The sequence below is a fragment of the Sphingomonas sp. GCM10030256 genome (assembly GCF_042666415.1).
Lineage (GTDB): Bacteria > Pseudomonadota > Alphaproteobacteria > Sphingomonadales > Sphingomonadaceae > Sphingomicrobium.
The window spans coordinates 114,920-128,114 of the sequence record NZ_JBHTDI010000001.1 but is presented as its reverse complement, the minus strand read 5'-3'; the positions used below and the strand labels follow the sequence as shown (position 1 = coordinate 128,114).

General features: G+C 68.1%; 13 protein-coding genes. 2 read left to right on the top strand and 11 right to left on the bottom strand.

From position 1 onward, the window contains the following. Positions 1-6: 6 nt before the first annotated feature. Positions 7-2,799, top strand: a complete 2,793-nt coding sequence (locus tag ACFQPG_RS00655) for an ATP-dependent DNA helicase (RefSeq protein WP_380809417.1) — start codon at positions 7-9, stop codon at positions 2,797-2,799. Here the strand turns inward: ACFQPG_RS00655 and ACFQPG_RS00650 are convergent. The 8 genes from ACFQPG_RS00650 to ACFQPG_RS00615 form a co-directional block, all read right to left on the bottom strand. Then, a complete protein-coding gene (locus ACFQPG_RS00650; protein WP_380809416.1) occupies positions 2,796-3,152 on the bottom strand; it encodes a MerR family transcriptional regulator in 357 nt (118 codons plus the stop codon). The genes ACFQPG_RS00655 and ACFQPG_RS00650 overlap by 4 nt on opposite strands. Positions 3,153-3,160: 8 nt before the next feature. Further along, on the bottom strand, positions 3,161-3,496 hold the full coding sequence (locus ACFQPG_RS00645) for an integration host factor subunit alpha (RefSeq protein ID WP_380809414.1): 336 nt from the start codon (positions 3,494-3,496) through the stop codon (positions 3,161-3,163). Between the two features lie 101 nt (positions 3,497-3,597). Continuing rightward, on the bottom strand, positions 3,598-4,572 hold the full coding sequence (locus ACFQPG_RS00640; RefSeq protein ID WP_380809413.1) for a beta-ketoacyl-ACP synthase III: 975 nt from the start codon (positions 4,570-4,572) through the stop codon (positions 3,598-3,600). Next, on the bottom strand, positions 4,569-5,618 hold the full coding sequence (plsX, locus tag ACFQPG_RS00635; RefSeq protein ID WP_380811657.1) for a phosphate acyltransferase PlsX: 1,050 nt from the start codon (positions 5,616-5,618) through the stop codon (positions 4,569-4,571). The genes ACFQPG_RS00640 and plsX overlap by 4 nt, the downstream gene beginning before the upstream one ends. A 44-nt stretch (positions 5,619-5,662) precedes the next feature. After that, complete coding sequence (gene rpmF / locus ACFQPG_RS00630) at positions 5,663-5,842, bottom strand: 50S ribosomal protein L32 (RefSeq protein ID WP_380809411.1); 180 nt, start codon at positions 5,840-5,842, stop codon at positions 5,663-5,665. A gap of 201 nt (positions 5,843-6,043) precedes the next feature. Continuing rightward, positions 6,044-6,712 carry an MBL fold metallo-hydrolase gene (locus ACFQPG_RS00625; protein ID WP_380809409.1) on the bottom strand — a complete coding sequence of 223 codons (669 nt, stop codon included), beginning with the start codon at positions 6,710-6,712 and terminating at the stop codon, positions 6,044-6,046. Continuing rightward, on the bottom strand, positions 6,709-8,634 hold the full coding sequence (locus tag ACFQPG_RS00620; RefSeq protein ID WP_380809408.1) for a S9 family peptidase: 1,926 nt from the start codon (positions 8,632-8,634) through the stop codon (positions 6,709-6,711). The genes ACFQPG_RS00625 and ACFQPG_RS00620 overlap by 4 nt, the downstream gene beginning before the upstream one ends. Before the next feature lie 9 nt (positions 8,635-8,643). Next, the gene (locus tag ACFQPG_RS00615) at positions 8,644-9,903 is read right to left on the bottom strand and encodes a dipeptidase (protein WP_380809407.1); all 1,260 of its coding nucleotides are present in this window, start codon (positions 9,901-9,903) and stop codon (positions 8,644-8,646) included. A gap of 74 nt (positions 9,904-9,977) precedes the next feature. Between ACFQPG_RS00615 and pabB the strand changes: the two genes are divergently transcribed. Then, positions 9,978-11,729: an aminodeoxychorismate synthase component I gene (gene pabB, locus ACFQPG_RS00610; RefSeq protein WP_380809406.1), complete on the top strand. Its 1,752-nt coding sequence runs from the start codon at positions 9,978-9,980 to the stop codon at positions 11,727-11,729. On the opposite strand, the gene pdeM is transcribed toward pabB, so the two are convergent. From pdeM to ACFQPG_RS00595, 3 genes are read right to left on the bottom strand one after another with little or no spacing between them, the layout of a single operon-like run. Further along, positions 11,726-12,388: a ligase-associated DNA damage response endonuclease PdeM gene (pdeM, locus tag ACFQPG_RS00605; protein WP_380809404.1), complete on the bottom strand. Its 663-nt coding sequence runs from the start codon at positions 12,386-12,388 to the stop codon at positions 11,726-11,728. The genes pabB and pdeM overlap by 4 nt on opposite strands. Before the next feature lie 29 nt (positions 12,389-12,417). Beyond that, entirely contained in the window at positions 12,418-12,870 is a 453-nt protein-coding gene (locus ACFQPG_RS00600; protein ID WP_380809402.1) for a hypothetical protein, read from the bottom strand. Between the two features lie 39 nt (positions 12,871-12,909). Beyond that, positions 12,910-13,191 carry a hypothetical protein gene (locus tag ACFQPG_RS00595; protein ID WP_380809401.1) on the bottom strand — a complete coding sequence of 94 codons (282 nt, stop codon included), beginning with the start codon at positions 13,189-13,191 and terminating at the stop codon, positions 12,910-12,912. Between the last annotated feature and the right edge of the window lie 4 nt (positions 13,192-13,195).

Here is a 13,195-nt window from a genome sequence, read left to right as displayed (position 1 = left end):
TGCCAAGTGGCCGCTCCTTTGCCCCTTCCCGCGCTGCACGCAACCCACGCCGGTATCTGGTTGGCCGCGCCCTCTGGCGAGGTGCGTGAGGCGAGCCGTGGGGAGGCAATCGCTCGGGTGGCGGAGACCCCGCACATCCTGCTGAACGCGCCGCTGGCCGGGCAGCGGCTTGGCTATCCGGACCTGAGTGGGCTCGATTTGCTTGAGCTGTTCGCATTCGTTCATCCGGCGCGGTTCGCGGTGCCGACGGTGGCCGGGCTCGCGCGGGCGGCGGGGTTGGAGCCGGTTGAGAGCGATGCCGAGGCTGCGGCGCTGTTGCCAAGGATCGCGGCGGCGCTGCTGGCGGTGTTCGATGATCCAAGCTGGGCGGAGCGCGAGGGCGCGTGGACGAGCAACGCGACGCTGCATCGGCTGGGGTGGGGCTGGGCAGGGGTGATCGCGCAGCGGCTACCAAGGCCGGAACGGGCCGAGCGGATGCTGTTCTCGCGTCTGCCGCAATGGGAAGAAGCGTCGGACCGCCCGCCGCCGCGGCCGGTGAGCATCGGCGAGGCTGAGGCGCAGGAGCGGCTGACGGCGCTGACCGGACACGCCGCCGAAGCTCGGGAAGGACAGCGCGCCTTTGCGGCGGCGGCGGCGGCGGTGTTCGCGCCGAAGGAGCGGCGCGATTCGCCCAACATGCTCGTGGCCGAGGCGGGGACCGGGATCGGCAAGACATTGGCCTATCTGGCGCCGGCGTCGCTGTGGGCGGAGCGGGCCAACGGGCCGGTCTGGGTGTCGACCTTCACCAAGGCGCTGCAGCGGCAGCTGGATGGGGAAGGGCACAAGATCGTCGCCGATCCGACTGAGCGAGCGAAGCGGATCGTGGTGCGCAAGGGGCGCGAGAACTACCTGTGCCTGCTCAACCTTGAGGATGCGCTGCAGGGCGCATTTAGCGGGCGGGCGGCGGTGCTGGCGCAACTGGTCGGCCGGTGGGCGGCTTATTCCAGGGATGGGGACATGGTCGGCGGTGACCTGCCGGGCTGGCTTCCGAGCCTGTTCCGGCGGGCTGGGGCGACCGCCCTGACCGACCGCCGCGGCGAGTGCGTCTATGCCGGCTGCCCGCATTATCGCCGCTGCTTCATCGAACGGGCCGAGCGCGCCAGCCGCGATGCGGATCTGGTGATCGCCAACCATGCGCTGGTGATGGTCAACGCGGCCCGGGGACGAGGTGTCCGGCCGCCCGAGCGCATCGTGTTCGACGAGGGACATCACCTGTTCGATGCCGCCGATTCGACCTTTGCGGTCACGCTGGGCGGGCAGGAAGCGATCGAGCTGCGGCGGTGGATCGTCGGGCCGGAGAAGAGCAGCCGCGGTCGCCGGCGGGGACTGCCGGCGCGGTTGATGGATGTTGCGTCCTACGACGAGCAGGGCGCGCAGGCGCTGGAGGCGGCGGTCGACGCGGCGCGCCTGCTGCCGTTGGACGGTTGGGTCGGGCGGATCGGCGAGGGTGCGCCGTTCGGGCCGCTGGAGCGGCTGCTCGGGGAGGTGAGGGGTACGGTCTATTCGCGGGCGCGGGCGCAGGACGCGGGCTACGGGCTGGAAACGGAGCTGGCCGAACCGGACGGCGATTTGGTTGCCGCAGCGGCCGCCGCGCTGGAGGCGCTGGAGTCCTTGCAGCGGCCGCTGGCGGCGCTCGGCCGGCGGCTGGAAGCGGTGCTGGAGGATGCGCCCGACTGGCTCGATAGCGCTGCTCGGGCGCGGGTGGAGGGGGCAGTGGCGAGCCTCGGCTGGCGGGGTGGGGCGCTGGCCGCCTGGATCGCCCTGTTGGCGCGGATCGGGGGGACGGCTGACCCGGACTTCGTCGACTGGTTGGCGGTGGAGCGGGTCGAGGGACGGGAATATGACATTGCGATCCAGCGCCGCTGGCTGGATCCGACCCGCCCCCTGGCCGCGACGGTGCTCCAGCCGGCACAGGGCGTACTGGTGACGTCTGCAACGCTGCGGGGCGGAGCCGAGGAGTGGGCGGGTGCGGAGCAACGGAGCGGTGCGGTCCACCTTCCGGGCAAGGCGCAGCATTTCGCGGCGAGCAGCCCGTTCGATTATGCGACATCGGCGGAGGTGCTGATCGTCAACGATCTCGGACGAGGTGACCTGCCGGCGCTGGCGGGCGCTTATGCCCGGCTGATCGAGGCCGCGGGCGGCGGAACGCTTGGGCTGTTCACCGCCATCCAGCGGCTGAAAGCGGTGCACGCGCGGATCGCCGACCGGCTGGCGCGCGAGGGGTTGCCGCTGCTCGCCCAGCATGTCGATCCGATCGACACAGGCACGCTGGTCGACATCTTTCGGGACGATCCGCGCAGCAGCCTGCTCGGCACCGACGCGCTGCGGGACGGAGTGGACGTGCCGGGAGAGTCGCTGCGACTGGTGGTGATGGAGCGGGTGCCTTGGCCCCGCCCAACGGTGCTGCATGGCGCGAGGCGAATGGCTGGCGGTGGCTCCGTCTATGACGACCGGGTCGTTGGCGCGCGGCTGGCGCAGGCCTTCGGGCGGCTGATCCGCCGGCAGGGTGATCGGGGGCAGTTCGTGATCCTGTCGGCAGCGATGCCGTCCCGTCTGTTGAGCGCGTTCCCGCCAGGGGTGCCGGTGCTGCGCCTGCCGCTGGACGAGGCGATCGCGCGGGTGAGGGGCTTCAGCAGAAGTGCCGCATGTGCTGAGCTTGTCGAAGCACCGCCCTTTTCAGCGCCAAGATCGGACGAGGAGTACGGCCGTTGCCCTGACGGTCTCTTCGATCCGACAAGCTCAGGGCATACGGGACACTAAGCCTCGAGGGCGTCGAGGAGATGTTTCCGAATAGCCCGGAGCTTGGCGGCGTCCGTTTTCGGGAACTCCGCAGCAGGGGCAGCCTCCGCCGGCACCGGCGCTTTTCCCGCGCCATTGTTCAGCAGCTGCTGAACGCCGCGCATCGTATAGCCCTGCTGGCTCAGCAGCTGATGGATTCGGCGGGCGAGATCGACGTCCGCCGGGCGATAGTAGCGGCGGTTGCCAGCCCGTTGCAGCGGCCGAAGCTGCGGGAACTTGGTTTCCCAGTAGCGCAGGATGTGCTGGGCGACGCCCAGTTCATCGGACAGTTCGCCGATGGTCCGGAAGGCGTCAGGCGCCTTGGTGCCGGCCATCCCGCTGCTCAGCCGCGCGCGACCTTGTCGCGCATCATCTGACTGGCGCGGAAGGTCATCACCCGGCGCGGGGCGATCGGCACTTCAACGCCGGTCTTTGGGTTACGGCCGACCCGCTCGCCCTTGTCGCGAAGGATGAAGCTGCCGAAGCCGCTGATCTTCACATTCTCGCCCTCGGCCAGCGAATGGCACATGTGGAACAGCAAGCGTTCGACCATGCTTGCACTTTCGGCGCGAGACAGGCCGAGCTTGTTATGGACAAGGTCGCTGAGGTCCGCCCGTGTGAGCGTCCCTGAATGCAACTCGTTGCTCTGCCCAGACCGGGCAACACCCGCATCGGCCATTTTCGTTCTCCGCCCCCTGTTCAGCGCATCTGCGCCGAACCCTCTCTACTAAATAGTGTCATTGTCGGCAATTCGACAAACACCGTCCTAAAGGCTTATTCTTAAAAGCGTAAGGCCGCGGCACCCCAGGTGAAGCCGCCCCCCATCGCTTCGAGGACGACGCAGTCGCCCTGCCTGATGCGCCCGTCCTTGACGGCCACGTCCAGGGCAAGGGGCACGGACGCCGCGGACGTATTGGCGTGGCGATCCACGGTCATGACCACCCGCTCGGCCGGCAGCCCAAGCTTGCGCACGGTGGCATCGATGATCCGGGCGTTGGCCTGATGGGGAACGACCCAGTCCACGTCGGCGGTGGTCAGGCCGGCGGCTTCGAGTACTTCCTTCAGCACGTCGGCTAGGTTCACCACGGCGTGGCGGAAGACTTCACGGCCCTTCATGCGCAGCTTGCCCACCGTCCCGGTCGTGGACGGGCCACCGTCGACGTAGAGCATGTCGCCATGACGGCCGTCGGCATGGAGCCTGGTTGCCAGGATGCCGCGATCGCTGCCTTCCTCGGCCTTGAGGACCAGCGCGCCGGCGCCGTCGCCAAACAGGACGCAGGTGGTGCGGTCCTCCCAGTCGAGGATTCGGCTAAAGGTTTCTGCGCCGATGACCAGCGCGCTCCGGGCATTGCCCGCGCGCAGCATCGCGTCCGCGACGGACACCGCATAAAGGAAGCCGGTGCAGACGGCATGAACGTCGAAAGCGATGCAATCGTCGATGCCGAGCATCGCCTGCACGCGGGTCGCGGAGGATGGGAAGGTTTGGTCCGGGGTCGCGGTGGCGAGGACGATCAGGTCGATCTCGCCCGCCTCCATGCCCGCATGGGCAAGCGCCGCCCGGCAGGCATCTGCAGCCAGCGTCGCCGTCGTCTCGCCTTCGCCGGCAATGTGGCGGGTGCGGATGCCCGTGCGCTCGACGATCCACTCGTCGGTGGTGTCGACCTGTTCCGCCAGCTCCGCATTGTCGACCCGGCGCTTGGGGAGCGCGGATCCGACGCCCTGGATCACGGCGCGGCGAGTGGGAGTGGGGCTCACTTGGCCGCCTCCGCCGCAAAGGCGTGGGCGCGGAAGTTGTCGAGATCGTCACCGATCTTGCGGGTGATGTCGTTGCGGACCATTCGGGCGGCGACGCCGATCGCGTTGGCTACGCCTTTGGCAGTGGCGCTGCCGTGGCTCTTCACCACCAGGCCGTTGAGGCCCAGGAAGACGGCGCCGTTGTGGTTGTTGGGGTCGAGATGGACCTTGAGCATGTGCAAGGCGGGTTTGGACAGCGCGAAGCCGGCCTTGGAACGGAGCGAAGAGGTGAACGCGCGGCGGAGCAGGTCGGTCACGAACCGCGCCGTGCCCTCCGCGGTCTTCAGCGCAATGTTGCCGGAGAAGCCGTCGGTCACGACCACGTCGACCTTGCCGCGGGACAGTTGGTCGCCTTCGGTGAAGCCGTCGAACTGCATCGGCAGGTAGCCGGCCGCTTCGCGCAACAGGGCGGCGGCATCCTTCAGTTCGTCGGTACCCTTCAGTTCCTCGGTGCCGATGTTGAGCAGCTTCACGCGGGGTTTCCGAAGGCCAAGCACGGTGCGGGCATAGGCCGAGCCCATGACCGCGAACTGAACGAGGTTCTGGGCATCGCACTCGGTGTTGGCGCCGAGATCGAGCATGACGAGGTCATGGTCGCCGAGCGTCGGCAGCAGGGCCGCGAGCGCGGGGCGGTCGATCCCGGGCATGGTCCTGAGCGCAAGCTTGGCGATGGCCATCAGGGCGCCGGTGTTGCCGGCAGACAGAGCGGCGTGGGCCCTGCCGTCCTTGACCGCGTTGATCGCCATTCCCATCGACGTGGTGCGGGCGCGGCGCAGCGCCTGGCTCGGCTTCTCGCTCGATTCAATCGCGTCGGCGGCATGAAGGAGGTCGACCGACCCAGCCGGCAGCGTCAGCCGCTCCAGCTCCGGGCGGACTCGCGCCTCGTCGCCGATCACAAGGAAACGGAGCGACCGGTCGGCCTTGAGGGCGCGCGCCATTCCGCCCAGCATCGCTGCCGGACCGGAGTCGCCTCCCATGGCATCGATCGCAATCCGCGGCGCCTCCAGATGGCCGGCGCTGTCGGTGTTGCGGGTCACGATTGTGTCGCCGCTCAGGCCTCGGTCGAGACGATCTCGCGACCGTTATAATGGCCGCAGGAGTTGCACAGGTTGTGCGGCAGCTTGAGCTCGCCGCAATTGGCGCACTCCTGGAAGCTGGCCGGGCTCAGCGCATGGTGGCTGCGGCGCATGTTCCGCTTGGAGGGCGAGGTTTTTCTCTTGGGGACGGCCATTGCGGCACCTTGTTTTCAACGGTCAAAAAAAGATGCGACGAACCTCGCCAATGCTCGAACGGGCGAACCCGCGGCGGCGAAAGATCGTCGCGAACGATGCGGCCCTATAGCGAAAAGCGCTGCGGGTGCAAGGGTTCGGCCCAGCTTCCTTCCGCTGTGGCCCCGACGGACAACTTCAGCCGCTCCCCCCTGGGGGAGAAGCTAAGCGGAGGCCAGCACGCGGTCGCCGACGAACGGGTTGCTGGCCCGTTCCCGCCCGAAGGTGGAGACGGGGCCGTGGCCGGGGATGAACACCGTCTCATCACCCAGCGGCCAAAGCTTGCCGGTGACCGAATCGAGCAGCTGCTGGTGGTCGCCGCGCGGGAAGTCGGTGCGTCCGATCGAGCCCGCGAACAGCACGTCGCCAACGAGCGCGAGGTTGGACGGCGCATGATGGAAGATCACGTGTCCGGGCGTGTGTCCGGGCGTGTGGTGGACCGACAGGGTGAGCTCGCCGACGGAGACGCTGTCGCCATCCTCCAGCCAGCAATCAGGTTCGAACGCTTTTGCATCGATGCCATAGCCGCGCCCGTCCTCTTCCAGCCTGGCGATCCAGAAGCGGTCTTCCTCCTGCGGGCCTTCGATCGGCACGCCCAACTCCGCCGCGAGGATGCCGGCCTGCCCGCAATGGTCGATATGGCCATGGGTGAGGAGGATCTTCTCCACCTTCACCCCCGCCTGCGCGGCGGCGGCGCGAAGCTTGGGCAGGTCGCCGCCCGGATCGACGAACGCCGCCTTCATCGTCGCGGTGCACCAGATCAGCGAGCAATTCTGCTGCAGCGGCGTCACCGGGATGATCGCGGCCTTGAGCGGGGGATTGGCCTCGCTCACTGGCCGAGAAGTTCCTTCTGCCAGAACAGGAGGCTGGCCCAGAACTGATAATCCTGGTTCTCCTTCTTGGCGAAGCCGTGGCCTTCGTTCTCGCCGACGAGATACCAGACCTGGTTGCCGCGGGAGCGAAGGCCCTTCACCAGCTGGTCAGCTTCGGACTTGGGCACGCGCGGGTCGTTGGCGCCCTGCACCACGAATAGCGGCGCCTTGATCTCACCTATGCGGCGGAGCGGGGAGATGTCTTCCAGCTTGGCACGCTCGGCGGGGATGCGCTCGTCGCCATATTCGACCCGGCGCAGGTCGCGCCGATAGCTCTGCGTGTTTTCCAGGAAGGTCACGAAGTTGGAGATGGCAACGTTGCAGAGCGCACCCTTGAAGCGGTTCGCGTAGCGGATCGCCGAGGCGTAGCACATGTAGCCACCGTACGAGCCGCCGGTTACCGCCATGCGGGCAGGGTCGAGTGCGGGATCGGCGGACAGGCGGTCGAGGAAAGCGCTGATGTCCTTGACCGAATCCTCCCGCTTGAACGGGCCGTTGTCGAGGCTGACGAAGCGCTTGCCGTAGCCGGTCGAGCCGCGCACGTTCGGGTAGAAGATGGCGATCCCGAGCTCGTTGAGCAGGTAATTGTTGCGGCCCTGGAAGCCGGGGCGGGTCTGCCCTTCCGGGCCGCCGTGGATATTGACGATCACCGGGCGCTTGCCGGGGAAGCGGCGCGGGTCCGGGCGGTACAGGAAGCCGCTGACCGCCTGGCCGTCGAAGCTCTTCACGTCGATGAGCTCCGGTTCGACATTGGCTTGCGGGTCGAGGCCGCCGGTCTCGCTGTTGGTCCAACGGGTGACTTTCAGCGACTTCGGATCGACCGTATAGGCATCGGATGGGCTTCGAGCCGAGCTGATGGTGAGACCGAGCGTTCCCCAGGGGGCGAACTCGAGGCCTCCGGCAACGCCGACCGGCAGTCCGGTGACCTGGCGACTGCGCCCGCTGGCGACGTCGAGCAGGTAGAGGCGGCTGATCCCGGCTTCGTTGGTGAGATAGGCGATGGTGCGGCCCTCGTCCGAGATGTCGAAGCTGTCCACGTCCCAGCGGCCCGCAGCCACCACCGGCGTGAAGCGGCCGGTTGATGGGTCCAGGGTGCCGAGGCGCTGCACGTCGGCGCCTTCATCCGAGGTGACCCACAAGGTGCCGTTCGGCGCGAACTCGGCTCCGCCATAGGAGATGTCCTTGGCATGGTCGCCAATCGGGCTCAGCCTGCCCGAGGCAAGGTCGAGCAGATAGGGGTCGCTGTTGGTGATCGATTGGTAGTTGACCACTGCCGCGTGGCGGCCGTTGGGCGCGAAGTCGGCGATGCCCCAGCCGCCACCCTTGACCTGAGCCACCATGCGGTTGCTGGCGGGATTGCGCGGATCGACGACATAGAGGTCGCTGTCGCTGCCGTTGCGCCGGGTCGAACTGTAGCCGAGCAGGCGGCCATCCTTGCTCCACGGACCCATCTCGTTGCGGCTCTTGCCGTCGGTGAGCAGATTGAGCCGGCCGTTCGCGAGGGTGTAGATCTGGTAGAATTCGTCGCCGCCATTGTCCTTGCTGACCGCCAGCACGTCCCCACGCGGCGACCAGCGGCCGCCGAGCGGCTCGGCCTCGAAGCTGATCTGGCGGCGGTCCATGCCAGGGCCTGCGACCGAGTGCAGTTGCGCGACGTTGCCGAAGCGGGTCGAGATCAGCATCGACTTGTCGCGCGCATTCCAGCCGGCGAAACCGGCGGTCCGGAACTCCATGTAGGGCCGCGAGCGGGCCGCCAGCTCCCGCGGGATGGCCGGCACGCCGTCGGCGGTCAGCGCGGCGGGCTTGTCCACGTTCGCGGCGGCCAGCGGGACTGCGACAAGGGCGGCGGTGGCGCCAAGCGCCAGGCGGAGGAAGGTCTGCATGACCGATGCTTAGGGGGTGGGCGCGGCGGGCTCAAGGGTCGCCAGCGACGGCGGCTGACCCTTCATTGCGCGAGCCGCGGCTTCAGCGCCGCGAAGAGCCCGCAGCACGTTGCCGCCCGCCAGCTTGGCAAGGTTGCTGTCCGACCAGCCGCGGCGGATCAGCTCGGCAAACAGGCGGGGGTAGCCCTCCACCCCTTCCAGGCCGACGGCGGTGAAGGGGACACCGTCCAGATCGGCGCCAATGCCGACATGGTCATGTCCAGCGATCCGAGCGATGTGGTCGATATGATCGGCGACGGCCCGGACCGGAACGGCAGGGCGGGGGTTGGCGGCGTCCCACAAGGCGAGCCCTTCGGCGACGCGCGCGGCGCTGAATGAATAAAGGCTCTTGAGGCGCGCTTCCTCACCCGAGCGGGCCGCGTTCCACTGCCGGACCTGTTCGGACAGGAAGACCGGATAGAAGTTGACCATCACCACGCCGCCGTTTGCAGGGAGGAGGCGAAGCACCTCGTCGGGTACGTTGCGCGGGTGCGGAGCAACCCCGGCCGCGTTGGAGTGGGAAAAGATGACCGGGGCGCGGGTGAGGAGGAGCACGTCCGTCATCGTGTCGGGGGAGACGTGGCTGAGGTCCACCAGCATGCCCAGCCGGTTCATCTCGGCGACGACCTTCTCGCCGAACGGGGACAGGCCGCCATTCCTGGGCTCGTCGGTGCCCGAGTCCGCCACGGTGTTGGTCTTGTTGTGGGTCAGCGTCATGTAGCGGACGCCGAGGTCATGGTAGCGGCGAAGCGCGGCCATGGAGTCGCCGATCTGGTGGGCGCCTTCGACCCCGATCAGCGAAGCGACGCGGCCGCGGCGATGCGCTCGCACCATCTCGTCTGCAGTCACGGCCGGCTGAAGATCGTTCGGATAAGCATTGATCAGCCGGCGGGCGATGTCGATCTGCTCCAGCGTCATCTGAATCGCCGGCGGGCCGGTCACCGTGGCGGGGATGTACACCGACCAGAATTGCCCGCCCACCCGTCCGGCGCGCAGGCGGGCCATGTCGGTCATCAGCGGCTGAGGCAGCTTGTCGGTGCCGGCGGAGAGGCCCTCGACGCTGCTGCCGTATTTCTCGCGCAACTCGCCCGGGAGATCATTGTGACCGTCGATCAGGGGGGTGCGCTTGAGGATACGGTCGATGCGCTTGGCGACCGCCGGATCGATCGGCTGGGCGGCGGCCGGGCTGGCAACGATGGCGAGCAAAGCTAGAAACAGGGCGCAACGCATCGGACTTCCCCAACGAGAATGATCTTGGCCCGAGCTTTACGAGCGGCTCGCGTCCGGGGCAAACGGGCCCGGCGATGATCCCGCCGGGACCCTTCCTGCTGTTCGACGATGCCCGCGCCGACGGCGCGGCACAGGCGCGGCTCTATGAGCAGCCGGCGGACACGATCGTCGCGGAGCGTTTGGAGGAGGTGCTGCCGGCGCTTGAGCGATTGCAGGTGGCGGTACGCGGGGGCGCCCATGCGGCGGGGTTCATCGCTTACGAGGCCGGCTATGCGCTCGACCCGGCGCTCCTGGATCACGCCCGGAAAGGTGCCGCGCCGCTGCTGTGGTTCGGACTGTTCAACGGGTTCGAGCTGGTCGACGCCGAGAGGATACTTCCCCCCCAAGACGGCGGCCGAGCCGCGTCGCCGCAATCTCGGCTGGAGCGGGCCGACTATCTCGCGGCTGCGGAGCAGGTGCATCAACATCTGTTGGCCGGCGACTTCTACCAGGCCAACCTGACGTTCGGCTGCGATGTCGCGATCGCAGGCGATCCGCTGGCGCTGTATGGACGGATGCGCGGGTCGGCGGAGGCGGGCTGGGGAGGGGTGGTCAGGCACCCGGGCGGCTGGCTGCTCTCGCTGAGCCCGGAACAGTTCTTCACCATTCGGGACGGCGGGATCGAAGCGAAGCCGATGAAAGGCACTGCGGTTCGCGGGGGGACTGCCGCGGCGGACGTGGCCGCAATCGAAGCCCTGCGGAACGATCCCAAGCAGCGGGCCGAGAATTTGATGATCGTCGACCTGCTGCGGAACGACCTGGCGCGGGTCGCCGTGCCGGGAAGCGTGGAGGTGCCGGAGCTGTTCGCGGTCGAGACCTATCCGACGCTGCACCAGATGGTCAGCCGGGTGACCGCCCGGCTGGGCCCCGGTCGCGACGCCGTCGACGTCCTCCGGACGATCTTTCCGTGCGGATCGATCACCGGAGCGCCGAAGGTTGCGGCAATGACTGCGCTGCGGCACCTCGAGCCGGAGGCGCGCGGAGCCTACACTGGCAGCATGGGGTGGATCGATCCCGGCGGCGACGCGAGCTTTAATGTTCTCATCCGCACTCTCGAACTCGGCAATGGTGCGCGGATCGCGCGGCTGGGGCTTGGTTCGGGGCTTGTGGTGGACAGCGTCCCCGGCAATGAGTGGGACGAGTGCCTTGCCAAGGGAGCGTTCGTGACCCGATCCATGCCGCCGATCGACCTTATCGAGACCATGCGTTTCGATCCCCACGAAGGCATCGTCGAACTGGACCGGCACCTGGACCGCCTGGAGAAGGCCTCGGCCGAACTGGGCTTCCGGTTCGACCGCCACGCCGCGCGCAACGAGCTGCAGGCGGCGACCTTCGGGCGCAAGCATGTCGCGATGGCCCGGCTCATGCTCTCGCCGACCGGGGTGATGGCCGTCGAGGTGAAGACCATTCCCGCTCACGCGGCGGTGCCCCTGCGGGTGGTGCTGAAGCCCTTGCCGGTCGATCCAAGCGACTACCGGCTGCGGTTCAAGACGACCGACCGGGACTTTTACGAGGAGGCGCGCGCAGAGGGCGGCGCGGACGAAACCGTGTTCGTGGGGCCCGACGGCAAGATCACCGAGGGGACTTACTCGTCCGTCTTCGTGGAGCGGGACGACAAGCTGCTGACTCCTCCGCTGGCGCGCGGGCTGATGCCGGGCATCCTGCGGGCCAAGCTGATCGACGAAGGCCGGGCGGAGGAAGCGGACCTGACGCCGGCCGACCTGGAGGACGGATTCATGGTCGGCAATATTGTCCGGGGACTGATCCCGGCGCGGCTCGCCGGCTAAGCTGCGATCGGGAAGCGGAGCATCCGGTCGGCGACGGGGATCAATGCAGCCGCCCCGGTGCCCACCTTGCGCCGGATTTCCGGATGGTCGGCGTCGAGCCCGCCGGTCAGAGCGCCGAAGGCCGGCAGGATCACCTTGCTCGCCGTCGCGACGTAGCAGCGGCGCGAGACATTCTTGCCGCGAAGGTGAAGCCGCAGCTTGGGGTGGTAATGGCCGGACATCTCGGGCGCGGGATCGCGCGGGTCAGCCTCGTGGCGAAGGGTGATGCCGGAAACGGTCGCTTCTTCGACCAGGCGCCCGCCGCAATGATCAGCGAAGCCCGGGTCATGGTTGCCGAGGATCCAAACCCAGTCGAGCCTTGCCGTCAGCGCCAGCAGCATGGCGCGCGCCGCCTCCGGCAGGCGGTCGCAGCCAAAGCGATCATGAAAGCTGTCGCCGAGGCAATACAGCCGCTCGACCCCGGTCCGGTCGACCAGGGTGGTCAGGGCGGCGAGCGTCGCCTGGCTGTCGTACGGCGGCAGGAATTGCCCCAGCCGAGCGAACCAGCTGGCCTTTTCCAGGTGCAGGTCGGCGACCAGCAGCGCCCGCTCGGCCGGCCAGTGAAGCGCGCCCTGCGGATCGGCGAGGAAGTCGTGGCCGGCGAACGAAAAGGGAACCATGATCTTGCGCCTGTGCCGTAGAAAGCTTGCTATTCCAAGTGGGTATAATGCTCGCGTAGCGCCCGGGCGTCGTGCAGCGCATTGTGCGGGACGGCGCTGTTGGCCGCGGTGCTGAAGCCGGGCAGGCGCATCAACTTGAAGGTCAGCGGGGGGAAGGGCACGATCCGCGCCGGGCCGATCACCAGCAAGTCGCAGAACAGGCGGATATCCTCCGGCCAGTCGGCGATGATCTCCGCTTCGCTGAGACCCGCCAGCCAAGCGGAGAGATGCATGGCGGCCTGCTCATGGCCGAGCCGCGGCGATTGGAGGCCGACCGGGACATGATCCATGTAGGGCAGGACGTTGCGCTCAACCCATTCGTGAATCGGGTCGCCGCAGACGAGGGTGACGTAGAATTCCTCGCCGCCGTCTTCCGGGGCCAGCGCCAGGCTGAGCAAGGCTCCGCCGAAACCGTTATACTCGCAGTCCAGGAAATAGCGCATGGGCGGCCTCGTATCCCGGCGAGGGCCGGAATACTACGGCTAGCGCGATTGCGGCTGCGCGCACAGGTCGGTGGGCAGCGGGCGGTTCTTGCGGCAGCGCTCGGCCATCGCCCGCGCCTCGCGGCCGCGGCGTTCCTCGTCCTTGCGAATCTGGCGGCCGCGCTTCTCGTCCGCTTCGGATTGGCTGGTGGTGACCGCGTCTACGCCCGCCGAGGCGGCCTTCACCGGCAGCGTCGCAATGTCGACCGCGGTGCTGGCGATGGTCCCGACGACGCAGCCGGAAAGGGCGGGGATAAGCAGGACTGGCAGGAGGATGCGCATGACG